Source organism: Acidovorax sp. NO-1, assembly GCF_000238595.1.
In the GTDB taxonomy this organism is placed as follows: domain Bacteria; phylum Pseudomonadota; class Gammaproteobacteria; order Burkholderiales; family Burkholderiaceae_C; genus Acidovorax.
In genome coordinates, this window is sequence record NZ_AGTS01000137.1 from 1 (window position 1) to 25,766 (window position 25,766).

Sequence of the window (25,766 nt, forward strand, 5' to 3'; positions counted from 1 at the left end):
CCAAGCTCCGGCACCGGCTGGGGAGGTGCCGCCTGCGCGGGATCGGGTGCGGGTTCAGGCGTCGCTGCAACAACCGGCAGCTTGCCCACCAACAACGGACTCTCGAATGGTGTCTCGGGGAGCACCGCCGGCACGGTCGGTGATGCGCTGTGAGGTGCGTGCGTTTCGTAGGACGACGAGTCTCGGGTCAGCTTCTGGACTGCCTCCTGCTCGCTTGAGGAGCGCAGACTTTCTTCTCTGGAGCGGAGGTAGGATTCCAGCTCGTTCGAAACCTCGTCTACGATGGCTTGCAGTTCCGCGAGCGGCTCGATAAGGCCCCCGCTGTCAGGTGCACCACCAAAGCCGAGGTGGATATCTTCCCCGAGCATGCCGGGTGAAGCTGCTCGGTAGGTGAGCTTCAGGACCGCATTGCTGTGTGGAAGCACCATGCCGGCGCCAAAGCGCTCGACGTATTTCTGCATGAACAGCCTTGCGAACATCTTCGGGACACGCTTCATCGGTTTGCTCACCGCAATCTGCGGCGCCAGCCTCACCCATTCCAGCGCGAACTCCGCAGGCAGGGGCGCTTGGTCCCGGGAGGCCTGCCCGAGCGCCAGGCGCAGATGGAAGGGCAACTCGGGCTCGCGCGTCATGGGTGGCGCAGGTTGCTCATACAGCTTATCGCCGCATTGCTGGGCATAGATGCTCCGGTCAACCCATTTCAGTAGTCCATAGGCGTGGCTTTTGAAGGAGCGGTCGTCTCCGTAGATGACCAACAGCCGACGCAGCTCATTACCAATCGCAGGCCAGTCCGCCTTGGCAACCGCGTGGCGCTGGGCGTCGACGATGGCCCGGCGCTCCAGGCCGTAGAAGAACAGGTACACGTAGCCGTTGTCTGCAAGCGGGTCGCAGCGGCCGCTGGCGAGCCACTGCAGGTACGCACGACGCGCGACCGGTGTTGCCGTGGAGTAGCTGGGCCAGTGGTCGACCAGCCGAAACTGGAAGTCACCCGTCTTCGCAATTGGCAGCTTCGGGTTGATGAGAGCCGGGTCGATGCCGCCGTTCGGTGCATTCAGGGTGGTCCCGACGTAAACCATGCCGCCCGGGATGGTCAGGCCGTCGATGGCGATGGGATGTCCCTCGGGAACCCAGGTTGCATTGTCCGAAGGCCACGGAGAGACTGGAGCGGCCGAGGAGCTGGGATGTACTGGCACCGGCAGGCCGACAACTGCAACACCTTTGACGCTGCGATAGATGCTGTGGCCGAAGTAGGCTACGGCGGCGAATGCGACGAGGTACCAGACTTCCGCGGGAACTTCACTGACGAACCAGATGACGCCGCCGATGGCGACGACGACCGCAAAGAGCAGGCTCTTAACTGCTGCTGCCTTCTTCTTGCGTCCCATCTGGTCCCTCATTCGCGTTCAGTGGAGTGTTCTCGTTCTCGACAGTCATTTTCTGAGCCCAAGTGCGCGCTTCGTCAAGGTTCAGGTTCAGGCTCGCATAGGCTTTGCGTAGCAGGTTGTCCGGCAGCGCCCAGTCCCAGCGTTCCTTCATCAGGTTCTTGGCTTTCCCCAGCAGCAGCTCCAGCGGCGGTGCGTCCGTTGAAGCGATGGCGGCCAGCGCGCGCATGATTTCGTCGTTGGAGGTCCCTTCCTTTTGTACCTCTACGCCCGGGCCGCCGGCTGTGGCGGAGAACCCTAATGCGCCAAACCGCGCCGCCAGTGCAACGTTGCCGGAGTCGCCCAGCCAAGTCATTAGCACCAGCTCACGGCCTTGGTCAATGGCGAACTCGCTTTCCAGGTTCAGGCGCTTGTAGGCGTCGCGGCCCTGGGCCAGCAACCGCTTGGCGCCGTCATCAAGGAACACCGGCACCTTGTCGGACGCGAGCAGTTCCCGCATCCGCTGGCGCACCTTGGTGTGGGTACTACCGGTGCCACCTGAGAACGCAGGCGGGACGCCGCCCCGGGTGCGGCTCACGTGGATGGCGCGCTGTTTTTCGTCTACCGCGTCCACCCGCCAAGTTTTTCCTGCAAAGAGGATACGTTGGTCCACCAGGAGCATCTGCTCGATCGGAAGTGTCCCGAGTGTCTTGCCGCCGGCCAGCACTCGGTATTCCTCCTTGGTCGCAAAGGCCGAATAGAAGCTGAAGTGGCCGATTAATTTCTCGCCTTTGACCCCTGGCAGCAGGACACCCGAGGACTCCTGCATGATGACGTCCTTCTCGCCCAAGTGCCGCAGCAGTACGGCGAATTCAGCCGACGTGACCCCGGCGAATGGGGCACCCGGTGCGCACAGCAGATTGAAGAGCGCCCCAGCGGAGGCGCCTCCGCTCTGGGCAATTGACGACAACAGCTGCTGCACCAGCGTCGAGAGGTGTACGCCCTGGACGCGCGGCGGCTCGAACCAGTTCTCCAACAGCAGTGTGACCATTGCCACCATCTGAATGGTGTCCAGCCGCAGCACGTTACGCAGCGAAGCGGTAGGTCCGATCTCGTCTTCGGTGCTGTAGGCCCGAAGGATGGCAGGCTCGCCGGCGCGCCGCCCTGAGCGGCCCAAACGCTGGCGCAGGCTAGCCACGGACGGAGGCGGGCCTATCTGGGCGACGCTCTTCACAGCGCCGATATCGATGCCCAACTCCAGCGTGCTCGTGCAAATGGCGGTGGCAGGGGCCTCCTTCTGCTTGAGGGCCGCTTCGGTCTCCGCTCGGATTTCTTTTGACAGGCTGCCGTGGTGAGGCCAGAACTCGTTGGGCACCCGATGCGTCTCGCACAGCTTGTTGAGCAGATGCGTAAACTGCTCCACCTGGCGCCGCGAATTCGGGAACACGAGGTTGTTGGACCCTCGTAGCGTCTGGAAAAGGTGAGAGGCGATGTACGCGGGAGTCTCCGGCTCATCATCGTCAGTATCGTCTGCCTCTGCTTGCGAGGCGGCAGTCTTCGGAGCAGGGCGGCTGTTGCGAACCGTGATGGGCTCCTCGTAGCCTTTGACCATTACCTTGAACTCAGCCCCTTCGGAGCGGGAGTTCACCTGCGCAGGGGTCGAACCCGGCCTGAGAAAGCTTCCGGCGAGCGACATGTCGCCTAGGGTGGCGGACAGCCCGATGCGCGGCACGCGTCTGCCGAGCACCGTCTCGACGCGGTGCATGAGAGCCTGCAGTTGCTTGCCGCGCTCCGAGCCAATGAACGCGTGCAGCTCGTCAACCACGAAGAAGGTCAGGCTCTGGAAGATGCCGCCCACCGAGGTGCCGCGGTTGCATAAGGTGGCCTCCAGCGCCTCCGGCGTAATGAGCAGCACACCCTCCCGCTTGGCCATGAACTTGCTTTTCTTGCTGGCGGAGATGTCGCCGTGCCAGGGCCACACGGAGATGTCTAGGTGCTCGCAAAGGCGCTCCAGGCGGCCGAACTGGTCGTTGATGAGCGCCTTCAGGGGGCTGATGTAGACGATAAGCCCTTTGCCACCGGCGGCCAACAGGTGCGTCAGTGCAGGCAGGAAGGCCGCCTCAGTCTTGCCAGCAGCCGTGGCGGCCGAGATGACGACGTCGCGGTCGGCCTTGACCACAACCGGGATGGCCTGCTCCTGGACGTCGCGCAGTTCCTCCCACCCTTCTGACCAGATGTAGCGCTGGATGCGCTCATCCAGCAGAAAGAAAGACGAACTGTCGCTGGCCATCGATGGCTGTTCAGAGCTTGAAGGAGGCTAATTCGTCGCCGTCTTCCACCTTCAGGTCGGCGGCGGCGCCCATGTCCGCCGTCATCTCCAGTCCGCCCAGTAGCTGCTCCCACTTGGCGTCCTTGTTCTGCTCGAGGACCGCCAGCAGGTTCACGAACGACGTGATGGTCGTGCGCGGTGTGCGAAAGTAGGTGTTCCCCAGCTTGTTGGCACAGTGCTCCATGAAGCTGACGAGGCCTTGGTCCGGCAACAGGTGTTTGGCCGAGTCACCGAACGCGTACACGTCGCGAATATTCTGCAGCAGGACAAAGAATTCCTCGGGCGTCAGGACGGCCAGGTGCACTACTGGTCCGCTGAAGTCGACCAGCCCGCCGGTGGCGAATGAGTTCTGCGACAACCGTCCCTGCAGGGCAGGGTAACTGTAGAGACCGCGCCGGGCGTCTAGCAGGAACTCAGGGGTACCGCCCATGATGAACCCAAGACCTATGGCATTGCCCTGCAGGGAGTCATTCAAGATGCGCAGAATCTGTTCGAAGTTCGAAGTGCGCGCCTGTGAATTAGCCAGTTTGTACAGGTTGACCATCTCGTCTAGGCAGATGATGAGACCGCCGAAGCCAGCCAAGCGCACGAAGCGGGCCATCAGCTTCAGCTGGTCGTACATATTGGCATCGTCGACGATGGTGCGCACGCCCAGCGCAGCGCGTGCGTCAGTCTTGGTTGCAAACTCACCGCGCAGCCATCGCACCGCATCGCTCTTAAGCTTGTCGTTGCCTTGCTCGTGGCCGCGGCAGTAGGCGGCAATCACCTCAGCGAAGTCGTAGCCGTTGACCAACTCCTTCAGGTGCTCCAGCTTCTGCTGGATGATGGTTTCATTGTCGACGCCGGCGGCGTTGGCCTCGCTCATCGCTGTGGAGACGAACTTCTCGACGATGCCCGATAGCGCGCCGCCGTCCGGCTTGGCGCGGGTGGCGATGTTGCGCATCAACTCAGCATAGAGTGAGCGCGCTTGGCCGCCGCTGGCATGCAGCCGGCGGTCCGGGTTCAGGTCGGCCGTCGCTACCACAAGCTTCTTTTCCAGCGCGATAGAGCGCACCAGGTTTAGAAAGAAGGTTTTGCCCGAACCGTACTCGCCGATGACCAAGCGGAAGGTAGAGCCGCCGTCGGCAACCCGCTCGATGTCGCCGAGCATCGTCTCTATTTCGCGGGTGCGGCCGACCTGAATCAGACGCTGGCCTGCACGAGGCACAACGCCAGCACGGAGGGATTGGATGACCGCGTCGCGGTCCTTGGGGCGAATCACAGCTTTCATCCGAGGAGTTTCCAATGTAGTTCTTTGTTCACCATGATAGGAAAATCCACTTCGGTCAAGGCACGCGTCGTGCACGTCGAACGATTTGTCCGTCGCACGTTCCAGCGTGCCATCGAGCATCAAGTCGAGGAAGGCTGCAAGATCTTGTAATTCTGCCCGACGATCCTGGGCGACCGTCGGAGGTAGGCGCCAAGGTGAAGCAGTCGGTCGACGCAAGCGGGGGTCAATGACCGCAGTTTGAGATCGCCGTCCGTCAAGCTGATGGCCGCGTATGACTCAGTTCAGCCTGAAGCGGAAGCAGCGCCATTCAGGTTAACAACCGTTTCTCGCAGAAACCGCTCGCAGTCAATATCCTTCAAGCCCCAAGCCTGGCAAGCACTCAACAGTGCACGCCTCAAACAATGAAATCTTGATCTGGTACCCCAGGAGCAACAGGAAACGCACCGTGAGCGGTTGATCGGGTGCTCGATGAAGTCAACTAGCGGTACGGACGTGACACGGTGAAGCTGGCTAGCGCCGAAGTGCAGGAGCAGGGAGAGCGTGCCAGTTGAGCGATGCGGCAGGAGCGCAGGTCGCCAGCGTACACAACTCGCTGAGAGGACATGTTGGAGGTGGGGATGTCTTTGTCTCATCGCCTCCAATGACGTCAACTGCTGACCGGGGTCGGCGACGATGGGTAATCCATGGAGGCCAATACCCAATGGTCTGAAACGAAATCCGTAAAAATACATGGGCCAAGAGCGGGCCACGTATGGGCCAAATTTGGGCCAAAACAAAAAGGCCCACCGAAGTGGGCCTTGAAGACAAGCTAAGTGCTTGATTTTATTGGTTGCGCGAGAAGGATTTGAACCTCCGACCTTTGGGTTATGAGCCCAACGAGCTACCAGACTGCTCCATCGCGCGGCAAGAGATAAATTATACCCTATTATTCAGCTGCTGCCGAATTATTTTCGGTCTCAGCAGCACGGTCGACCAATTCAACCAGCGCCATGGGGGCGTTGTCGCCCACACGGAAGCCCATCTTCAGAATACGGGTGTAGCCACCGGGACGCACCTTGAAACGAGGACCCAGGTCGTTGAACAGCTTGGTTACGCTGTCACGGTCGCGCAGGCGGTTGAATGCGAGGCGGCGGTTAGCAACAGAGTCTTCCTTGGCCAGGGTGATCATGGGCTCGATCACACGGCGCAGTTCCTTGGCCTTGGGAACGGTGGTCTTGATGACTTCGTGCTCGATGAGCGAATTCATCATGTTCTGCAGCATCGCGAGGCGGTGCGAGCTGGTACGGTTGAGTTTGCGGAGGCCGTGTCCGTGGCGCATGGTGCTTTCCTTTGAGTAATTAAATCAGGCAGCCGTATCAGGTACTGCCCGAGGCACTGTTCCCCGCGGGGAACCAAAAATTATAACTTAACGCTTGTCCAAACCAGCTGGTGGCCAGTTTTCCAGTTTCATGCCCAGCGTGAGGCCACGCGATGCGAGCACTTCCTTGATCTCGTTGAGTGACTTACGGCCCAGGTTAGGCGTCTTGAGCAGCTCGTTCTCGGTGCGCTGGATCAGGTCACCGATGTAGTAGATGTTCTCGGCCTTCAGGCAGTTGGCGGAACGCACGGTCAGCTCCAACTCGTCCACGGGACGCAGCAGGATCGGATCGAACGTCGCATTGCCACGTGGCCCTGCAGGTGCGTCGAACGCAGCCAGTTCGCCGCCTTCGAGCTGTGCGAATACCGCCAGCTGTTCCACCAGGATCTTGGCCGATGCACGCACTGCGTCTTCGGCAGTGATGGCACCATTGGTTTCGATCTCGACCACCAGCTTGTCCAGGTCGGTACGCTGCTCGACGCGAGCGCTTTCCACGGTGTAGCTCACGCGCTTAACGGGCGAGAACGAAGCATCCAGCACGATGCGGCCGATCGACTTGGTCGATTCGTCAGCATAACGGCGCAGGCTGCCAGGCACGTAACCACGGCCCTTTTCCACCTTGATCTGCATGTCCAGCTTGCCGCCTGCCGACAGGTTGGCGATCACATGATCAGGGTTGACGATTTCCACGTCGTGAGGGGTCTGGATGTCACGCGCAGTGACAACACCTTCACCATCCTTGCGCAGGCTCAACGTCACTTCGTCACGGTTGTGGAGCTTGAACACCACCCCCTTGAGGTTCAGGAGGATGTTGACCACATCTTCTTGAACACCGTCGATGGACGAGTACTCGTGCAGCACCCCTGCAATCGTGACTTCCGTCGCTGCGTAACCCACCATGGACGAGAGCAGGACGCGCCGAATGGCGTTGCCCAGCGTGTGGCCGTACCCACGCTCGAACGGCTCCAGTGCCACCTTGGCGCGGTTGTGGCCAAGCTGCTCGACATTGATCGCCTTGGGTTTCAGCAAATTGGTTTGCATTCAGACTTCCTCTCAATACCCCCAGCTCGTTACACCGGTAAGGCTGGTGAAGCGCCTAAACCGCGATGCCTCGCGGTTCAGGGACGGTTTTCTTGAATTACTTACTCGACGGATTAACGCGAGTACAACTCAACGATCAGCGATTCGTTGATGTCGGCGCCAAACTCGTCACGGTCCGGCACCTTCTTGAAGATGCCTTCTGCCTTCTCGGCATTCACTTCCACCCATGCGGGCATGCCCACTTGGGCTGCCAGTTGCAGGGCTTCCACCACGCGATTTTGCTTCTTGGACTTTTCACGCACGGCCACCACATCACCCGTCTTCACGAGGTACGAAGCGATGTTCACGGACTTGCCGTTCACGGTGATAGCCTTGTGCGACACCAGCTGGCGCGCTTCAGCGCGAGTGGAACCGAAACCCATGCGGTACACGACGTTGTCGAGACGGGATTCCAACAGGAACAGCAGATTGGCACCAGTGTTGCCCTTCTTGCCTTCGGCGGCTTCGAAGTAACGGCGGAACTGCTTTTCCAGCACGCCGTACATGCGCTTGACCTTCTGCTTTTCACGCAGTTGCAGACCGTAGTCAGAGGTGCGGGCACCCGAGGTACGGCCGTGCTGACCAGGCTTGGAGTCGAACTTGGACTTGTCAGCGATCGAGCGGCGGGCGCTCTTCAGGAACAGGTCAGTGCCTTCACGGCGGGAGAGTTTGGCCTTGGGGCCGAGGTAACGTGCCACTTGAGCTTCCTTTGTGTCATCTACCGCAAACAATTGCGGGAGCCGCCTGAGGCGCTTGCGCGTTCACAGGCGGCGGTGGGCTTAGAGAGATTAGATACGACGGCGCTTTTGAGGGCGGCAGCCGTTGTGTGGCACCGGGGTCACATCGGAGATCGATGTGATACGGATGCCCAGTGCACCCAATGCGCGCACCGAAGACTCACGACCAGGACCTGGGCCCTTGATTTCAACGTCAAGGTTCTTGATACCTTGATCGATAGCAGCGCGACCGGCCACTTCCGAAGCCACCTGGGCTGCGAATGGGGTGGACTTGCGCGAACCCTTGAAACCTTGGCCACCGGACGAAGCCCACGACAGAGCGTTGCCCTGACGGTCGGTGATCGTGATGATGGTGTTGTTGAACGAGGCGTGCACGTGTGCAATGCCGTCCGAAACATTCTTCCGGACCTTCTTGCGGACGCGCTGAGCTGCGTTATTGGCAGGAGACTTAGCCATGATGATCTTTCAATCTTTATTTCTTCAGTGCAGCTGCACCCTTGCGCGGACCCTTGCGAGTACGGGCATTGGTACGGGTGCGCTGACCACGCATTGGCAGACCGCGGCGATGGCGGAAGCCACGATAGCAGCCGATGTCCATCAAACGCTTGATGTTCATCGTGGTTTCGCGGCGCAGGTCACCTTCAATGGTGAACTGCTCGATTTGCTCGCGAATTTTTTCCAGATCGCCGTCCGTCAGATCCTTGATCTTCTTGGAGTAAGCGATACCAGTTGCTTCGCAGATCTTGCGAGCGCGGGTGCGACCAATGCCAAAAATGGCGGTCAAACCGATTTCCGCGTGCTTGTGCGGCGGAATGTTAATGCCAGCGATACGTGCCATATGCGTCCTCTAATACTTTCCAATCAACCTTGGCGCTGCTTGTGACGCAGATCCGTGCAGATCACGCGCACCACACCCTTGCGGCGGATGATCTTGCAGTTGCGGCAGATTTTTTTGACCGAAGCCGAAACTCTCATTGCATTCTCCTAAAACTTTTCCATCCGTCCCGGCTGCTCGCACGGAACACACATTTGTGCCCGCGAGACATCGTGGGGCGCCAACTCAACCAAAAACCAATTCTTGTCGGCAGCATCGCCATCGCGAATACCGCCTCCCTCATCATCACCCGCCGGCATTGCCCTTGAAATTGGCCTTCTTGAGCAGCGATTCGTACTGTTGCGACATCATGTAGTTCTGAACCTGGGCCATGAAGTCCATCGTCACCACGACGATGATCAGCAGAGACGTTCCACCGAAGTAGAACGGGACGTTGTACTTCAAGATAAGGAACTCCGGCAGCAGACACACGAAAGTGATATACACCGCACCTGCCAGTGTTAACCGAACAAGTATCTTGTCGATATAACGGGCCGTCTGGTCACCCGGGCGAATGCCAGGGATGAACGCACCACTCTTCTTCAGATTGTCTGCAGTTTCACGGCTATTGAAGACCAACGCTGTGTAAAAGAAACAGAAGAAAATGATCGCGGCAGCATAGAACATCACGTAGATGGGCTGACCAGGTGTCAGTGCGCCCGAGATGTCCTTCAACCAACGCATCGATTCGCCTGCACTAAACCAGTTCACGACTGTTGCAGGCAACAGGATGATGGACGAGGCGAAGATCGGCGGAATCACCCCAGCCATGTTCAGCTTCAACGGCAAGTGCGACGACTGACCACCGTAGACCTTGTTCCCTACTTGCCGACGCGCATAGTTCACGAGAATCTTGCGCTGACCGCGTTCCACAAACACCACGAAGTAGGTCACCGCAGCAACCACCAACACGATGAAGATCGCAGCCAAGATGCTCATCGCACCCGTACGCACCAGTTCAAGCAGACCGCCAATGGAGCTGGGCAACCCCGCTGCGATACCAGCGAAAATCAGGATCGAGATACCATTCCCAAGGCCGCGCTCGGTAATTTGCTCGCCCAGCCACATCAGGAACATCGTGCCAGCCGTCAAGCTGACCACCGCTGTCATGCGGAACCCGAAACCTGGGCTCAACACCAAACCAGCGGAGCTTTCCAGCGCCACGGCGATTCCCAGCGACTGGAACAGCGCCAAACCCAACGTGCCATAACGAGTGTACTGCGTGATCTTCCTGCGCCCGGCTTCGCCTTCCTTCTTCAACTGCTCAAACGTGGGGACGACATAGGTCATCAACTGCATGATGATCGACGCCGAGATGTACGGCATGATCCCCAGAGCGAAAACCGTGAAGCGCGAAAGCGCACCACCAGAGAACATGTTGAACAGGTTCAGGATGCCGCCTTGCTGGCCACTGAAGAGCTGCTGAAGTTGGGCTGGATCGATGCCAGGCACGGGGATATGAGCCCCGATACGGTATACGACCAGCGCAAGCAACAGAAAAACCAAACGACGACGGAGGTCGCCGAACTTCCCGGTCTTTGCAATTTGAGCCGCGCTAGTAGCCACAGATGTCTTCCTTCAGAGCCACACTCAGGCGACGCTGCCGCCAGCAGCTTCAATCGCTGCCTTGGCACCAGCCGTAGCGCCCACGCCATTGAGCTTGACAGCCTTGGTCAGCGAGCCGCTCTTGATGACCTTGACCACCTTGGCCAGCTCACCCACCAGGCCAGCTTGCTTGAGTGCAAGAACATCCACTTCAGCCAGGCCCAGTTGGTCCAGGGCGGTCAGCGTCACTTCTGCATTGAATTTCAGCAGATGCGACTTGAAACCGCGCTTGGGCAAACGGCGTTGCAAAGGCATTTGACCGCCTTCAAAACCAACCTTGTGGTAACCACCCGAACGCGACTTCTGACCCTTGTGACCACGGCCAGCGGTCTTGCCCAGACCAGAGCCGATACCACGGCCTACACGGCGCTTGGCATGCTTGGCACCGTCTGCGGGCTTGATGCTATTGAGTTCCATGATCTATCTCTCAGAGGACTTTGACCAGATAGCTGATCTTGTTAATCATGCCGCGCACTTCGGGCGAGTCCTGCAGTTCGCTCACACTGTTGAGCTTGCGCAGACCCAGGCCACGGACGGTGGCGCGGTGCGATTCTTTGGTGCCAATCGGGCTGCGCACCAGTTGAATCTTGACGGTTTGTTGCGTTGTCATTCTCAAGCTCCGGTTCAGGCGAAGATGTCTTCGACTGTCTTGCCGCGCTTGGCTGCCACATTCGACGGTGTGGTCGAATTGACAAGCGCGTCAAACGTGGCACGCACCATGTTGTAGGGGTTGGACGAGCCATGGCTCTTGGCCACGATGTCCGTCACACCCAACACTTCAAAAACTGCGCGCATGGGGCCGCCAGCAATGATGCCGGTACCCTTTGGAGCCGGCGCCATCATCACGACAGCTGCACCGTGGTGACCCGTCACGTTGTGGTGGATGGTGCCGTTCTTCAACGAAACCTTCACCATGTTGCGACGGGCTTCTTCCATAGCCTTTTGCACGGCAGCTGGCACTTCTTTCGACTTGCCCTTGCCCATGCCTACGCGGCCGTCACCGTCACCAACCACCGTCAGTGCGGCAAAACCGAGAATACGGCCACCCTTCACGACTTTGGTCACGCGGTTGACCGCGATCATTTTTTCGCGCAGGCCGTCGTCTTGACCTTCGTTCTGCACTTTGGGTTGAAATTTAGCCATTTTGTATTCCGCTCCGCTTAGAACTGCAGGCCAGCTTCACGGGCTGCGTCGGCCAGGGCCTTGACGCGACCGTGGTAGGCGAAGCCTGCGCGATCGAATGCAACCTTCTCGACACCAGCTGCCTTGGCCTTTTCAGCGATCCGCTTGCCGATGATCTGGGCTGCTGCGGCATTGCCACCCTTGCCCGAACCGCCAAGCGTCTTGCGCACGTCGGCTTCTGCTGTCGATGCGCTTGCCAGCACCTTGCTGCCGTCGCCGGAAATCACACTGGCGTAGATATGGAGGTTCGTACGATTCACGGTGAGACGGGCCACGCCTTGCTGTGCAATGCGGATGCGGGTCTGACGCGAACGACGAAGACGCTGCTCTTTCTTGGTCAACATGTTGCAGCTCCTTATTTCTTCTTGGTCTCTTTGATCGTGATCTTTTCGTCCGAATAACGGATGCCCTTGCCCTTGTAAGGCTCGGGAGGACGAACAGCACGGATCTCAGCAGCGATCTGACCGACACGTTGACGATCGGCACCCTTGATCACCACTTCTGTGGGGGTAGGGGTAGCCACCGTAATGCCAGCGGGCATATCGATGTTGACCGGGTGCGAGTAACCGACAGCCAGGTTCAGCTTGGAACCGGCTGCAGCAGCCTTGTAACCCACGCCGACCAGGCTCAGCTTCTTTTCAAAGCCCTTGCTGACGCCGACCACCATGTTGTTGACCAACTGGCGAATCGTGCCGCTCATGGCATTGGCTTCGCGGGAATCATTGGCAGGCTCAAAGCTGAGCTTGCCGTCGTTGCTGGACACCTTCACCAGCGCGTTCTGCGACAGCGACAGCGTGCCACCAGAGCCCTTGACAGAGATCTGGTCACTTTTCACGGACACATCCACGCCTGCGGGGATGGTCACGGGCATTTTTCCTACTCGGGACATTTCAGTTTCTCCTCAATGCCGCGGGTTAGGCCACGTAGCAGAGCACTTCGCCACCGACACCGGTAGCGCGCGCCTTGCGATCAGTCATCACGCCCTTGGGCGTCGTGACAATTGCCACACCCAGACCGTTCATGACTTGTGGAATGGAATCACGGCCTTTGTAAACACGCAGTCCGGGGCGGCTGACACGCTCGATGCGCTCAATCACGGGACGACCTGCGTAGTACTTCAGGGCAATTTCGAGTTCCGACTTGCCGGCTTCGGTTTTCACCTGGAAGCCGTCGATGTAACCTTCGTCCTTCAGCACTTGGGCGATGGCGATCTTCACTTTGGAAGAAGGCACCAGAACCGTGGCCTTGGCGACCATCTGTGCGTTACGGATGCGGGTCAGCAAGTCAGCGATGGGATCACTCATGCTCATGTTGTATCTCTCCTGCCTGCTTACCAGCTGGCCTTGGTGACACCGGGGATGTCGCCTGCAAAAGCCAGTTCGCGGATCTTGGCGCGAGCCAGACCGAATTGACGGAAGGTGCCGCGAGGACGACCGGTGATTTCGCAACGGTTGCGCTGACGCGTGGGGTTGGCGTTGCGGGGGAGCTTTTGCAGACCCAGACGGGCTGCGTCACGCTCTTCGTCGCTACGCTTGGCATCGCCAGCGATTGCCTTCAGTTCCGCATACTTGGTTGCGTACTTGGCTGCCAGTTTTTCGCGCTTCAGTTCGCGCTGGATCAAAGCTACTTTAGCCATGCTTCGCCTCAGTTCTTGAACGGGAAACGGAAACCAGCGAGGAGAGCCTTGGCTTCTTCGTCCGACTTGGCCGTCGTGGTGATGCTGATATTGAGACCGCGCAGGGCGTCGACCTTGTCGTACTCAATTTCAGGGAAGATGATCTGCTCTTTAACGCCGATGTTGTAGTTGCCACGGCCGTCAAAGGCGCGACCAGAGATACCACGGAAGTCACGGACGCGGGGCAGAGCCACGGTCACGAAACGATCCAGGAACTCATACATCTGCACGCCACGCAACGTGACCATGCAACCAATGGCCTGGCCTTCGCGGATCTTGAAACCAGCGATGGCTTTCTTGGCCTTGGTCACCACAGGCTTTTGACCAGCAATCTTGGTCAGGTCAGCCACAGCGTTGTCCATCACCTTCTTGTCCGAGACTGCCTCGCTCACGCCCATGTTCAGCGTGATCTTGGTCAGACGGGGAACCTGCATCGGCGAGGTATAGCCGAACTGCTTGGTCAGTTCGGGGGCGATCTTGTCGCGGTAGATTTCTTGGAGTCGTGCCATGTTTACCCCTTAGGCCGCCTTGATTTCAGCGCCGCTGGACTTGAACACGCGAACGCGTGTGCCGTCAGCCTGCACCTTGATGCCCACGCGATCAGCCTTGCCGGTAGCGGCATTGAAGATGGCCACGTTGGACTGATGAATCGGCATGGCCTTTTCAATAATGCCGCCGGTCGTACCCTTCATGGGGTTTGGCTTGGCGTGCTTCTTGACGAGGTTAATACCGTCGATGACGAGGTGGGAGTCATCCTTGCGCAGCGACACCGTGCCGCGCTTGCCCTTGTCACGGCCGGTCAGCACGATGACTTCGTCGCCCTTGCGAATCTTGTTCATGGCGCGTCCTTAGAGAACTTCAGGAGCCAGGGACACGATCTTCATGAACTTTTCGGTACGCAGTTCGCGCGTCACGGGTCCAAAGATGCGGGTGCCGATGGGCTCCAACTTTGCATTCAGCAACACTGCGGCGTTGCCATCGAATTTGACGAGCGAACCGTCGCCGCGGCGAATACCCTTCGCCGTGCGAACCACCACTGCGCTGTAAACCTCGCCTTTTTTGACGCGGCCACGTGGAGCGGCTTCTTTGATGCTCACCTTGATGATGTCGCCAACGCTTGCATAGCGACGCTTCGAGCCACCCAGCACCTTGATGCAAAGGACGGACTTGGCGCCGGTATTGTCGGCAACCTCTAACCGAGATTCTGTCTGGATCATTTCAATATTCCCAACTTGCACCAGAAGACAACAGCCCCAGAGAACTTCTCAAGGGCTGCAGATCAGCCAGTCAGTCTTGGGCCCGTCGTCCGCACCGCAAACCATTTGCAGCACTTCCCGCTGGGCAGAAACTTCACGTAGGAAACGCGAAGCCCTCGATTATTGCCAAAGTGTTCTGGAAAGTCAAGCGCCCCGCGTGCCACATTCACGCAGGCACGTGCAAATACTGTTGTGCCAACGTCAAAAACGCATCGAGGCGGGGATCGGCGCCCAGTTCTTCCCGCAGAACATCCGCCACGGCGGGCGCCAAGGCGATGGCCTTGCGGGCATCCAGGAACAACATACGCGAACGGCGCGCCAGGACGTCCTCCACCGTGCAGGCGTACTCGTAGCGGGCTGCAAACCGCACCATGGCAACCGTCAGCCCCGCGCCCAGATCGGTCTGCGCCCCGTGAATGCCCAACACGGCGGCGGCTTCGCTTCCGTAAGAATGCAGACCCTGCGCGTCGCTGATGCGGTGGTTTACCGGCTCTTTCGGGGTGCCTATCAAGGGCAGATGGTTGGTCACACCGGCCGGTTTCTCAGGAAGAAGCCCGGTGCTGAAGCATTTTTGCAACACATCCTCGGCCATCGCGCGGTACGTGGTCCATTTGCCACCGGTCACCGTGACCAGGCCACTGCGGCTGGCCAGCACGGTGTGCTCGCGGCTGAGGCTCTTGGTGTTGTCACCGTCGTCGTCCTGGGGCTTCACCAGAGGACGCAGGCCCACCCAGATGCTTCGGATGTCTTCCACCCTGGGGGCACGTGTGAGGTAGCGCGCCGATTCTTCCAGAATGAATTTGACTTCCTCGTTGAAGGGCTGAGGCTCCCTCACAATGTCCTGGCGGGGGCTGTCCGTGGTGCCCAGAATGAGCTTGCCCAACCAAGGGACGGCAAACAGAACACGCCCGTCCGCCGTTTTGGGCACCATCAAAGCGTGGTCAGACGGCAGAAATTCGCGGTCCACCACGATATGAACACCCTGACTCGGCGCCACGATGGGCTTGACGGGCCGGCCGATGGCCTCGCCGTCCATCTGGCGCAGGGTGTCTACCCAAACGCCTGTGGCATTGACCACGGTGCGGGCGCGCACGGTGAATTGCTGGCCGCTGTCGGTGTCCTCACACACAAAACCGGCGACTTTCCCGCCCTCATGCACCAGCGCCGTGGCGGGGCAGTAATTGACGACCAGGGCCCCCAGGCTGGCGGCCGTGCGTGCCAGGGCCAGCGCCAGGCGGGCATCGTCAAACTGCCCATCCCAGTATTTGACGCCCCCCTTGAGGCCTTCAGCACGTGCCGTTGGCAGGCACTCCAGCGTGCGCGCGCGCCCCAGGAACTCCGTAGCACCCAGCCCGGCCTTGCCCGCCAGCGCGTCGTACATCTTGAGCCCGATACCGTAAAACGGCGTCTCCCAGAAGTGGTACGACGGCATCACAAACGGCAGGGGCTGGGCCAGGTGGGGCGCGTTGTTCAGCAGCGTGGTGCGCTCGTGCAACGCTTCGCGCACCAGCGCGATGTTGCCCTGGGCGAGGTAGCGAACACCACCGTGCACCAGCTTGGTCGCGCGGGACGAGGTGCCCTTGGCAAAGTCGTGCGAATCCACCAGAACCACACTGAATCCCCGCGCAGCCGCGTCCAGCGCCACCCCCAGACCGCTCGCCCCTCCGCCGATCACTGCCAGGTCATATTGGTGGGGCTGGGCAAGCCGTGCGAGAAGGTCGGCGCGCCGGGTGGGCAGGGGAGCAGAGGGAGTGGTCATGGGAGGGATTGTCCATGGACGGGACCAAAATTTAAGGGTTTACCCTTAAATTGTTGACGTTTCCGGGGTGAAATCCGCCCGCGGCCGACAGAGCCGCGCACGAACTGGAGCGAAAAAGGCAGCCAGAGACCTTGTGGGTCCGGGCTGCCATCAAGCACTGTCACAACGCAACAGTCAGAGCGTTATCAGCGGGCCTTGCCGTCCTTCCATGCCTGCAGCAGCTTGTCGTAGGCAATGGTTTCGCCCTTGGGCTTTTCGTTGGCCAGCTTGGCCCAGGGGGCCTGTTTGTCCGACAGCCACTTCTTGGGATCTTCCTTCTTGTTGAGCTTGGGCGCGCAGTGGCTCATGCCAGCGCGTTCCAGGCGGGCCATCACCTGGTCCATCTCGTCGGCCAGCGTGTCCATGGCACCTTGCGGGGTCTTTTCGCCCGTCACAGCCTGGGCCACGTTCTTCCACCACAGCTGGGCCAGCTTGGGGTAGTCGGGCACGTTGGTGCCCGTGGGCGACCATGCCACGCGGGCGGGGCTGCGGTAGAACTCGACCAGACCGCCCAGCTTGGGTGCGGCATCGGTCATGGCCTTGGACTGGATATCGCTCTCGCGGATGGGGGTCAGGCCCACCAGCGTCTTCTTGAGCGACGTGGTCTTGGCCGTCACGAACTGCGCATACAGCCAGGCGGCAGCCGTCTTGTTGGCGTCATGGCCCTTGAAGAACGACCACGAACCCACGTCCTGGTAGCCGTTTTGCATGCCCTGCTTCCAGTAGGGGCCGTTCGGGCCAGGCGCCATGCGCCACTTGGGCGTGCCGTCAGCATTCACCACGGGCAGGCCGGGCTTGACCATGTCGGCGGTGAAGGCCGTGTACCAGAAGATCTGCTGCGCGATCTGGCCCTGGGCAGGCACGGGGCCGGCTTCGCCGAAGGTCATGCCCGTGGCTTCCTTGGGCGCGTACTTCTTCATCCAGTCCACGTACTTGGTGAGCGCATACACGGCAGCTGGCGAGTTGGTGGCGCCACCGCGGGCCACTGACGCGCCCACGGGGGTGCACTTGTCGTCCGCCACGCGGATGCCCCATTCATCGATCGGCAGCCCATTGGGCGCGCCGATGTCGGCCGTGCCGGCCATCGACAGCCAGGCATCGGTGAAGCGCCAGCCCAGCGACGGATCCTTCTTGCCGTAGTCCATGTGGCCATAGATGGGCTTGCCGTCGATCTGCTTGACATCGTTGGTGAAGAACTCGGCGATGTCTTCATACGCGCTCCAGTTGAGCGGCACACCCAGGTCGTAGCCGTATTTGGCCTTGAACTTGTCCTTGAGGTCCTTGCGGTCAAACAGGTCGGCGCGGAACCAGTACAGGTTGGCGAACTGCTGGTCGGGCAACTGGTAGAGCTTGCCGTCCGGCCCGGTGGTGAACTTGGTACCGATGAAATCCTTGATGTCCAGGCCGGGGTTGGTCCACTCCTTGCCATCGCCTGCCATGTAGTCGGTCAGGTTCATCATCTTGCCGTAGCGGTAATGCGTGCCGATCAGGTCCGAGTCCGAGATCCAGCCGTCATAGATCGACTTGCCCGATTGCATGGACGTCTGCAGCTTCTCGACGACGTCGCCTTCCTGGATCAGGTCGTGCTTGACCTTGATGCCGGTGATTTCCTCGAACGCCTTGGCCAGCGTCTTGGATTCGTATTCGTGGGTGGTGATGGTCTCCGACACCACCGAGATTTCCTTCACACCCTTGGCCTGCAGCTTTTTCGCCGCATCGATAAACCACTTCATCTCGGCCATTTGCTGGTCTTTGCTCAGCGTGGAGGGCTGGAACTCGCTATCGATCCACTTCTTGGCCTCGGCCTCGCCGGCCCAGGCAGCCTGGCCCAAAGCCAGGGTTGCGGCGGCGAAAGCGATCGCCGTGAACTGCATCTTCATTGCTGTCTCCTCAGATGGAACCCCCTTGGTGGATGAACACCGGCCCCGGGGGAAATCGGGCCGACGCTTGTCATCATCAAAAACAATAGCTGCCAGCGCTTGCTGTCGCTTTGCTTCAGATAGATTTCATGTCTAACTCTTTGCCTGTCAAGCGCTGCCAGCTATCTTTTTGTTAGTTCAAAGGCTTCAACCCTTGCGCAGGATGAACGCCAGCAGCGCCATCGACAGCACAAAACTGATCCAGATCGACGGATCGTTTTCCAGGCTCAGCCACTGGGCCAGCTTGCCGCTGATGCCCACAAAAATCAGGTTCACATAGGCCGCCGACAGCAGGCCGATGAACAGGCGGTCACCGCGGGTCGTCGCCAGCGGCAGGAAGCCCTTGCGCATCACCGTGGGTGACTTGATTTCCCACACGGTCATGCCGACCAGCATCAGCACGATGCAGATGAAAAAGACCGCTACGGGCAACGTCCAGGCCATCCAGTCAAACATCGTTTCCCCCCTGAGCGCCTGCGGCGCTTCCCCCCAGGGGGACGCAGCTGGTGGCCGGGCGAAGCCCGTTCCACGGCTGCCGCTGGCATGGGAGGCGTCCCGCGCCCTGCTGAGGAGGTGTGTGATTCATACTTTTGCTCCCTTTGCGCGTCAAACCCGCCCCATCGCAAAGCCTTTTGCGATGTAGTGGCGAACAAACCAGATCACGATGGCGCCCGGCACGATGGTCAGCACCCCTGCTGCAGCCAGCGTCGCCCAGTCCATGCCGGATGCGCTGACGGTGCGCGTCATCGTCGCGACGATGGGCTTGGCGTTCACGCTCGTCAGGGTGCGCGCCAGCAGCAATTCGACCCAGCTGAACATGAAGCAAAAGAACGCCGCCACACCAACGCCCGCCTTGATGAGGGGCAGAAAAATCTTGATGAAGAAACGCGGAAAGCTGTAGCCATCGATGTAGGCGGTCTCGTCGATCTCGCGCGGAATGCCGCTCATGAAACCTTCCAGAATCCACACCGCCAGCGGCACGTTGAACAAGAGGTGCGCCAGTGCCACGGCGATGTGTGTGTCCATCAGCCCCACCGTGGTGTAAAGCTGGAAGAACGGCAGCAGGAACACGGCCGGCGGCGTCATGCGGTTGGTCAGCAGCCAGAAGAACACATGCTTGTCGCCGAGGAACTGGTAGCGGCTGAATGCATAGGCCGCGGGCAGCGCCACGGTGAGCGAAATCACCGTGTTGATGGCCACATAGATCAGGCTGTTGATGTACCCCGAATACCAGGACTCATCGGTAAAGATGGTCTTGTAGTTGTCCCACGTGAAGTGCTGGGGGAAGAACGTGAAGGTCGAGAGGATTTCTTCGTTGGTCTTGAAGCTCATGTTGACCATCCAGTAGATGGGCAACACGGCAAAGATCAGATAGGCGACGAGGAAGATCGACCGCTTGTGGAAGCGTTTTTCATTCATGGCCGGCCCCTTCGTTGCTGGCGGTGCCCACGCGCTGCATCCAGTTGTAGAGGATGAAGCACAGCAGCAGGATGATGAAGAAATAGATCAGCGAGAACGCCGCCGCAGGGCCCAGGTCAAACTGGCCCACCGCCTTGGTGGTGAGGTACTGGCTGAGGAAGGTGGTGGCATTGCCCGGCCCGCCGCCCGTGAGCACAAAGGGCTCGGTGTAGATCATGAAGCTGTCCATGAAGCGCAGCAGCACCGCAATCATCAGCACGCCGCGCATCTTGGGCAGCTGGATGTAGCGGAACACCGCGAACTTGCTCGCACCGTCGATGCGGGCCGCCTGGTAGTACGCATCGGGGATGGAGCGCAGCCCGGCGAAGGCAAGCAAGGCGACCAGCGGCGTCCAGTGCCATACATCCATCAGCAGCACCGTGAGCCAGGCTTGCGTGGCGTTGCCGGTGTAGCTGTATTCGATGCCCGCCTGTTGCAGCATGCGGCCCATCAGGCCGATATCGGCACGGCCATAGATCTGCCAGATGGTGCCCACCACATTCCAGGGGATCAGCAGCGACAGCGCCACCACCACCAGCACGGCGGACGACTTCCAGCCCTGCGCGGGCATGGACAGCGCCAGCAGGATGCCCAGCGGAATCTCCACCGCCAGCACGGCCAGCGAGAAGGTGAGCTGGCGCCACAGCGCGGCATGCAGTTCCTCGTCGCGCATCACCGCTGCAAACCACTCGGTGCCGACAAACACCCGGCGATCGGGCGAAATGATGTCCTGCACCGAATAGTTGACCACCGTCATCAGCGGCACGATGGCCGAGAAGGCCACGCAGATGATGACCGGCAGGATCAGGAACCACGCCTTCTGGTTCACCGGTTTCGTTGTCGAACTCATGTTCGTTCTCCACAAAGTGGCGATTCACCGACGGCATCTGCACCAAGCATGGTGGCATAGGGGAGACGACCAGCAAGGGCCGCCCCGCAGCAAAGGGCGTCGTCCCCCTTCCGGGGGGAAGCCGCGGAGCGGCTCAGGGGGTAGTCCATCACGCCAGGAGCTCCTCGTTTTGATAGAAGCAGGTGTGCTCACCGAGCACCTGCAGCCACACCGCATCACCCGCCGACGGGAGTCGCGTTTCAGGGCTGAACCGCGCCTTGAGCGTGTGCTCACCCACCTTGGCGGTCAGCATGAGGTAGGTGCCGATGTCCTGCACCTGCGCCACCGTGCAAGGCAGTGCACCGGCCTGTTCGGGCTGCGCCAGCGCCAGGTATTCGGGCCGTATGCCCACCTGGAGCGCTCCGCCTGGCAAGCTCCGCCCGGCCGGTTGCGCCAGCCGCTGCCCCGCCACCGACAGGGTGGCTCCCTCAGACTGTGCCGGCAGGAAGTTCATACCCGGGGATCCGATGAAGTGGCCCACAAACACGTGCGCAGGCCGCTCGAACAGCGCATCGGCCGAACCTACCTGCACAGCGCGACCGCGCGTCATCACCACCACCTGGTCGGCAAAGGTCAGGGCCTCCACCTGGTCGTGCGTCACATAAATCAGCGTGAGCTTGAGCTCGTGGTGGATCTGCTTGAGCTTGCGCCGCAGTTGCCACTTGAGGTGCGGGTCGATCACCGTGAGCGGCTCGTCGAACAGCACGGCCGCCACGTCGGAACGCACTAGGCCCCGGCCCAGCGATATCTTCTGCTTCTGGTCGGCCGACAGGCCCGCCGCACGCAGATTGAGCTGGTGGCTCATCTCCAGCATCTCGGCAATCACGCCCACGCGTTCCTTGATCTGCGCTTCGGGCACCTTGCGGTTCTTCAGCGGGAACGCCAGGTTCTCGGCCACCGTCATGGTGTCGTAGATCACGGGGAACTGAAACACCTGCGCAATGTTGCGCTCCTGCGGGCTGGCACGCGTCACGTCGCGGCCATCGAACAGCACCTTGCCGTGCGACGGCACCAGCAGGCCCGACATGATGTTGAGCATGGTCGTCTTGCCGCAGCCCGAGGGCCCGAGCAGCGCATAGGCGCCGCCATCCTCGAACTCCATCTTCAGGGGCAGCAGCGCGTAGTCGCTGTCCTGCTGCGGGTTGGGCTTGTACGAATGCGCCAGATCCAGGCTGATGCGGGCCATGTCAGCGCCCTCCTTGTGCAGTGACGGGCCGCGCGGGCGCCCAGGCCAGTCGGCCATCCGCGCCAAACACATAGGCCTGCGCCGGGTCCAGGTGCAGCGTGATGGGCGTGCCCAGTTCAAAGTAGTGCACGCCGGTCAGCTGCGCCACCAGGTCGCCCCAGGGCGTGGCCGCGTGCACAAAGGTGTCGGAGCCCGAAATTTCGGCCAGCTCTACCACTCCAGCCACGCTGATGTCGCCCGGGCGGGCCGCCACGCGCAACGCACTGGCGCGCACACCCACCGTGAGCCCGGCCGCAGTGGCCACACCTTGCGGCAGATGCAGGGCCAGCTCCGCACCACCCTCCAGGCGCACGCCGCCCGGGGCGGCAGACGCGGCGATGAGGTTCATCGGCGGGTCGCTGAAAGCCCGCGCCACGCGCAGTGAATTGGGCGCATGGAACACCTCGGCCGTGGGGCCGTACTGCAGCAACTGGCCTTCGTCGAGCACAGCGGTGTAGCCGCCCAGCAGCAGCGCCTCGCCCGGCTCGGTGGTGGCATACACCACGGTGGAGTGGCCCGCAGCAAACAGCTGGGTCAGCTCTTCGCGCAGTTCTTCGCGCAGCTTGTAGTCCAGATTCACCAGGGGTTCGTCCAGCAGCATCAGCGGCGCACCCTTGGCCAGGGCGCGGGCCAGCGCCACGCGCTGCTGCTGCCCGCCAGAGAGTTCCGCCGGATAGCGGTCCAGAAACATGTCGATGTGCAAACGGCTGGCAATCTCGCGCACCCGGGCGTCGATGTTCTTTTCGCCGCGCAGCTTCAGGGGCGACGCGATGTTGGCAGCCACCTTCATCGATGGGTAGTTGATGAACTGCTGGTACACCATGGCCACATTGCGCTCGCGCACAGGCATGCCGGTCACGTCCACGCCATCGACCTTGACGGTGCCCGACGTGGGCGCATCCAGCCCGGCCATGATGCGCATGAGGCTGGTCTTGCCCGCCTGCGTGGCGCCCAGCAGCACCGTCACAGCGCCGCTCTCGAGCGCCAGGCTCATGTCATACAGCCAGGTCTGCGCCCCCACCTTCTTGCTGATGCTGTCCAATGCCAGCTGCATCACGCTTGCCTTTCTTTGTCGCCCGAAGGCCTTATGAACGGAGTTCCGCCCCCGGCAAACACGGTTGCCACTCTCTTTTCGATTTCGTTCATTTTTGTTCTTTTTTGATCGTATTGAATCAAGGTTTACCCTTAACAAGTTCTTTTTTGTTCGATTTAAAGTAGCTCTGCCCCCTAGCCAATTAATACGCGTGAATACGAATCCCCGACAACTGCTGCTTCTTGAAGAAGTCCGCGCGCGCAAATCCGCCACGGTGGAGCAACTGGCAGACACCCTCGGCGTGACCCTGCAGACCGTGCGCCGTGACGTGCAGCGCCTGGCAGAGTCGGGCTTGCTCACGCGCTTTCATGGCGGCGTGCGCGTGCCCAGCTCCACGGTGGAAAACCTGGCGCACACCCAGCGCGAAACGCTGCACGCCGAAGGCAAGGCGCGCATTGCACGCGCCGTGGCGCAGCAGGTGCCCAATGGCTGCTCGCTGATCCTCAACATCGGCACCACCACCGAGGCCATTGCCAAGGCCCTGCTGCACCATCGGGGCCTGCGCGTGATCACCAACAACCTGAACGTGGCCGCCATCCTGTGCGGCAACCCCGACTGCGAGGTGATCGTGGCCGGCGGCGTGGTACGCGCCCGCGACCGCGGCATCGTGGGCGAGGCGGCGGTGGACTTCATCCGCCAGTTCAGGGTGGACATCGCGCTCATCGGCATCTCGGGCATCGAACCCGATGGCTCGCTGCGCGACTTCGACTACCGCGAAGTGAAGGTGGCGCAAACCATCATCGAGCAGTCGCGCGAGGTGTGGCTTGCGGCCGACCACAGCAAGTTCAACAGGCCGGCCATGGTGCAGCTGGCCACACTGGCGCAGATTGATCGCCTCTTCACCGACGCGCCGCCGCCAGAGCCGTTTCCAGCGCTGCTGCAGGATGCCGAGGTGATCTGCACTGTCGCCGCATGACCGAGGACAACCCCCTGAGGCGCTTTGCGCCTTCCCCCTTCTCTCGAATTGCGATGCAATTCGGGAAGGGGGACGCCGCCAGCGCGGCGGGGCGGCCCTTGCGCGGCGGCCGCTGGCCTCGGCTGGGCGCTTTCATTGGCCGGCCCTCCGAATCAGGGCCCAACCACATCGCCTGACATACCCTTTCTTCTATGACCTACCTGCTCGCACTCGACCAAGGCACCTCCAGCTCCCGCAGCATCGTCTTTGACGAAGGCGGCCACATCGTGGCCCAGGCCCAGCTGGAGCTGCCGCAGATCTACCCCCCAGCCCGGCTGGGTGGAGCACGACCCGCTGGAGATCTGGCGCACGCAGCTCGCCACCGCACGCGATGCGCTGGCCAAGGCGGGCATCGCGGCCAGCGCCGTGCGCGCCGTGGGCATCACCAACCAGCGCGAGACCACCGTGCTGTGGAACCGCCACACCGGCCAGCCCGTGCACCACGCCATCGTGTGGCAAGACCGGCGCGCCGAGCCTGCCTGCGCCCAGCTGCGCGAACAAGGCCATGCCGCCGCCATCCAGGCCAAGACCGGCCTGCTGGTGGATGCCTACTTCTCGGGCACCAAGCTGCAGTGGATGCTGGACCACGTTCCCGGCGCGCGCGATGCCGCCGAGCGCGGCGAGCTCGCCTTTGGCACGGTGGACAGCTGGCTGATGTGGAAGCTCACCCACGGCAAAGTGCATGTGACGGACGTGAGCAACGCCTCGCGCACCATGCTGTTCAATGTGCACACCAACCAGTGGGACGACGAGCTGCTGGCGCTGCTGCGCATTCCCAAGGCGCTGATGCCCGAGGTGCTGCCGTCCAGCGCCCACTTTGGTGACATCGCGGCCGACCTGCTGGGCCACGGCATCCGCATCGGCGGGGTGGCGGGCGACCAGCAGAGCGCGCTGTTCGGCCAGGCCTGCTTCACGGCGGGCATGGCCAAGAACACCTACGGCACGGGCTGCTTCATGCTGATGCACACGGGCGGCACGTTCCAGACTTCGCAAAACGGCCTGCTCACCACCAGCGCGGCGCAGGCCACGGCGCAGCCGGAGTTCGCCATGGAAGGCAGCGTCTTTGTGGGCGGCGCCGTGGTGCAGTGGCTGCGCGACGGCCTGCGCGCCATCTCCACCAGCAGCGAGGTCGAGTCGCTCGCGCAAAGCGTGCCCGATTCGGGCGGCGTGATGATGGTACCCGCCTTCACCGGCCTGGGCGCCCCGTACTGGAAACCCGACTCGCGCGGCACCATCACCGGCCTCACACGCGGCACCACGCTGGGCCACATCGCCCGTGCGGCACTGGAGAGCATTGCCTACCAGAGCGCCGCCCTGCTGCTGGCCATGAGCCGCGATGCCGTGGCCGCCGGCGGCGCGCCGGTGAGCGAACTGCGCGTGGACGGCGGCGCCTGCATCAACGATTTGCTCATGCAGTTCCAGGCCGACCTGCTGGGCATTCCGGTGGTACGGCCTGCCGTCATCGAGACCACGGCGCTGGGCGCCGCCTACCTGGCGGGGCTGTCGAGCGGCGTGTACCGCAGCACGGATGAACTCTCGAACCTGTGGCGCGCCGACCGCCGCTTTGTGCCCACGCTCAGCAGCGCGCGTGCGCAGGAGCTGATGGCGAACTGGGAACACGCCGTCCGGCAAACAGTAGCTGAATAGAGTGCATCCCCCTGAGGCGCTGCGCGCCTTCCCCCCGCTCTCGCATCGCTGCGCGT

28 protein-coding genes, 1 tRNA gene and 1 pseudogene are annotated in these 25,766 nt (G+C 61.2%); 2 read left to right on the forward strand and 28 right to left on the reverse strand.

Going from position 1 to position 25,766, the window contains the following annotated elements; translation table 11 throughout:
• From KYG_RS18770 to KYG_RS18905, 28 genes are all read right to left on the reverse strand, one after another.
• Positions 1-1,385, reverse strand: a 1,385-nt coding sequence (locus KYG_RS18770) for a TerB N-terminal domain-containing protein (RefSeq protein WP_008906510.1), incomplete at its 3' end; no start/stop codon positions are given.
• Positions 1,354-3,651, reverse strand: a complete 2,298-nt coding sequence (locus KYG_RS18775) for a DEAD/DEAH box helicase (protein ID WP_008906511.1) — start codon at positions 3,649-3,651, stop codon at positions 1,354-1,356. The genes KYG_RS18775 and KYG_RS18770, both read right to left, overlap by 32 nt.
• Before the next feature lie 10 nt (positions 3,652-3,661).
• Positions 3,662-4,960, reverse strand: a complete 1,299-nt coding sequence (locus tag KYG_RS18780; protein ID WP_008906512.1) for an ATP-binding protein — start codon at positions 4,958-4,960, stop codon at positions 3,662-3,664.
• A gap of 826 nt (positions 4,961-5,786) precedes the next feature.
• Positions 5,787-5,863: transfer RNA gene (locus KYG_RS18785), tRNA-Met, on the reverse strand.
• 22 nt (positions 5,864-5,885) lie between these two features.
• Positions 5,886-6,278 carry a 50S ribosomal protein L17 gene (gene rplQ / locus KYG_RS18790; protein WP_008906513.1) on the reverse strand — a complete coding sequence of 131 codons (393 nt, stop codon included), beginning with the start codon at positions 6,276-6,278 and terminating at the stop codon, positions 5,886-5,888.
• Between the two features lie 87 nt (positions 6,279-6,365).
• Positions 6,366-7,358 (reverse strand): DNA-directed RNA polymerase subunit alpha, encoded by a 993-nt coding sequence (gene rpoA / locus KYG_RS18795; RefSeq protein ID WP_008906514.1) that lies wholly within the window; start codon positions 7,356-7,358, stop codon positions 6,366-6,368.
• 113 nt (positions 7,359-7,471) lie between these two features.
• Positions 7,472-8,095 carry a 30S ribosomal protein S4 gene (rpsD, locus tag KYG_RS18800; RefSeq protein ID WP_008906515.1) on the reverse strand — a complete coding sequence of 208 codons (624 nt, stop codon included), beginning with the start codon at positions 8,093-8,095 and terminating at the stop codon, positions 7,472-7,474.
• 90 nt (positions 8,096-8,185) lie between these two features.
• Entirely contained in the window at positions 8,186-8,590 is a 405-nt protein-coding gene (gene rpsK, locus KYG_RS18805) for a 30S ribosomal protein S11 (protein ID WP_005793662.1), read from the reverse strand.
• A 16-nt stretch (positions 8,591-8,606) separates the two neighbouring features.
• Positions 8,607-8,972, reverse strand: coding sequence for a 30S ribosomal protein S13 (rpsM, locus tag KYG_RS18810; RefSeq protein WP_008906516.1), 366 nt, complete (start codon positions 8,970-8,972; stop codon positions 8,607-8,609).
• 23 nt (positions 8,973-8,995) lie between these two features.
• Positions 8,996-9,109 carry a 50S ribosomal protein L36 gene (rpmJ, locus tag KYG_RS18815; RefSeq protein ID WP_005793651.1) on the reverse strand — a complete coding sequence of 38 codons (114 nt, stop codon included), beginning with the start codon at positions 9,107-9,109 and terminating at the stop codon, positions 8,996-8,998.
• 145 nt (positions 9,110-9,254) lie between these two features.
• Positions 9,255-10,574 carry a preprotein translocase subunit SecY gene (gene secY, locus KYG_RS18820; RefSeq protein WP_008906518.1) on the reverse strand — a complete coding sequence of 440 codons (1,320 nt, stop codon included), beginning with the start codon at positions 10,572-10,574 and terminating at the stop codon, positions 9,255-9,257.
• A gap of 24 nt (positions 10,575-10,598) precedes the next feature.
• On the reverse strand, positions 10,599-11,030 hold the full coding sequence (rplO, locus tag KYG_RS18825) for a 50S ribosomal protein L15 (protein ID WP_008906519.1): 432 nt from the start codon (positions 11,028-11,030) through the stop codon (positions 10,599-10,601).
• Between the two features lie 10 nt (positions 11,031-11,040).
• Positions 11,041-11,223 (reverse strand): 50S ribosomal protein L30, encoded by a 183-nt coding sequence (gene rpmD, locus KYG_RS18830; RefSeq protein ID WP_007861725.1) that lies wholly within the window; start codon positions 11,221-11,223, stop codon positions 11,041-11,043.
• Positions 11,224-11,237: 14 nt separating this feature from the next.
• Positions 11,238-11,756: a 30S ribosomal protein S5 gene (gene rpsE / locus KYG_RS18835; protein WP_008906520.1), complete on the reverse strand. Its 519-nt coding sequence runs from the start codon at positions 11,754-11,756 to the stop codon at positions 11,238-11,240.
• A gap of 17 nt (positions 11,757-11,773) precedes the next feature.
• Complete coding sequence (gene rplR / locus KYG_RS18840; RefSeq protein ID WP_008906521.1) at positions 11,774-12,139, reverse strand: 50S ribosomal protein L18; 366 nt, start codon at positions 12,137-12,139, stop codon at positions 11,774-11,776.
• A gap of 11 nt (positions 12,140-12,150) precedes the next feature.
• Positions 12,151-12,684 carry a 50S ribosomal protein L6 gene (rplF, locus tag KYG_RS18845; RefSeq protein WP_034695394.1) on the reverse strand — a complete coding sequence of 178 codons (534 nt, stop codon included), beginning with the start codon at positions 12,682-12,684 and terminating at the stop codon, positions 12,151-12,153.
• 25 nt (positions 12,685-12,709) lie between these two features.
• Positions 12,710-13,105 (reverse strand): 30S ribosomal protein S8, encoded by a 396-nt coding sequence (gene rpsH / locus KYG_RS18850; RefSeq protein ID WP_008906523.1) that lies wholly within the window; start codon positions 13,103-13,105, stop codon positions 12,710-12,712.
• Positions 13,106-13,125: 20 nt separating this feature from the next.
• Positions 13,126-13,431: a 30S ribosomal protein S14 gene (rpsN, locus tag KYG_RS18855; protein WP_007861712.1), complete on the reverse strand. Its 306-nt coding sequence runs from the start codon at positions 13,429-13,431 to the stop codon at positions 13,126-13,128.
• Between the two features lie 8 nt (positions 13,432-13,439).
• Positions 13,440-13,979 (reverse strand): 50S ribosomal protein L5, encoded by a 540-nt coding sequence (gene rplE, locus KYG_RS18860; RefSeq protein WP_005793632.1) that lies wholly within the window; start codon positions 13,977-13,979, stop codon positions 13,440-13,442.
• A 9-nt stretch (positions 13,980-13,988) separates the two neighbouring features.
• On the reverse strand, positions 13,989-14,309 hold the full coding sequence (gene rplX / locus KYG_RS18865) for a 50S ribosomal protein L24 (RefSeq protein ID WP_008906524.1): 321 nt from the start codon (positions 14,307-14,309) through the stop codon (positions 13,989-13,991).
• 9 nt (positions 14,310-14,318) lie between these two features.
• Positions 14,319-14,687 (reverse strand): 50S ribosomal protein L14, encoded by a 369-nt coding sequence (gene rplN, locus KYG_RS18870; protein WP_007861702.1) that lies wholly within the window; start codon positions 14,685-14,687, stop codon positions 14,319-14,321.
• Positions 14,688-14,892: 205 nt separating this feature from the next.
• Positions 14,893-16,485: a glycerol-3-phosphate dehydrogenase/oxidase gene (locus tag KYG_RS18875; protein ID WP_008906525.1), complete on the reverse strand. Its 1,593-nt coding sequence runs from the start codon at positions 16,483-16,485 to the stop codon at positions 14,893-14,895.
• Between the two features lie 185 nt (positions 16,486-16,670).
• Positions 16,671-18,404 (reverse strand): ABC transporter substrate-binding protein, encoded by a 1,734-nt coding sequence (locus KYG_RS18880; protein WP_008906526.1) that lies wholly within the window; start codon positions 18,402-18,404, stop codon positions 16,671-16,673.
• A 186-nt stretch (positions 18,405-18,590) separates the two neighbouring features.
• Positions 18,591-18,899, reverse strand: coding sequence for a DUF2160 domain-containing protein (locus tag KYG_RS18885; protein ID WP_008906527.1), 309 nt, complete (start codon positions 18,897-18,899; stop codon positions 18,591-18,593).
• Between the two features lie 150 nt (positions 18,900-19,049).
• Complete coding sequence (locus tag KYG_RS18890; protein WP_008906528.1) at positions 19,050-19,862, reverse strand: carbohydrate ABC transporter permease; 813 nt, start codon at positions 19,860-19,862, stop codon at positions 19,050-19,052.
• Positions 19,855-20,751 carry a carbohydrate ABC transporter permease gene (locus KYG_RS18895; RefSeq protein ID WP_008906529.1) on the reverse strand — a complete coding sequence of 299 codons (897 nt, stop codon included), beginning with the start codon at positions 20,749-20,751 and terminating at the stop codon, positions 19,855-19,857. Before KYG_RS18895 ends, KYG_RS18890 begins: the two co-directional genes overlap by 8 nt.
• A 148-nt stretch (positions 20,752-20,899) precedes the next feature.
• Positions 20,900-21,976 carry an ABC transporter ATP-binding protein gene (locus KYG_RS18900; protein ID WP_008906530.1) on the reverse strand — a complete coding sequence of 359 codons (1,077 nt, stop codon included), beginning with the start codon at positions 21,974-21,976 and terminating at the stop codon, positions 20,900-20,902.
• Position 21,977: 1 nt separating this feature from the next.
• Complete coding sequence (locus KYG_RS18905) at positions 21,978-23,069, reverse strand: ABC transporter ATP-binding protein (RefSeq protein ID WP_008906531.1); 1,092 nt, start codon at positions 23,067-23,069, stop codon at positions 21,978-21,980.
• A 190-nt stretch (positions 23,070-23,259) separates the two neighbouring features.
• Here KYG_RS18905 and KYG_RS18910 point away from each other — a divergent pair, with 190 nt between their 5' ends.
• Both KYG_RS18910 and glpK read left to right on the forward strand, forming a co-directional pair.
• Positions 23,260-24,024 carry a DeoR/GlpR family DNA-binding transcription regulator gene (locus tag KYG_RS18910; RefSeq protein WP_008906532.1) on the forward strand — a complete coding sequence of 255 codons (765 nt, stop codon included), beginning with the start codon at positions 23,260-23,262 and terminating at the stop codon, positions 24,022-24,024.
• Between the two features lie 191 nt (positions 24,025-24,215).
• Positions 24,216-25,710 (forward strand): annotated as a pseudogene (glpK, locus tag KYG_RS18915) (glycerol kinase GlpK).
• The last annotated feature ends 56 nt before the right edge of the window (positions 25,711-25,766 follow it).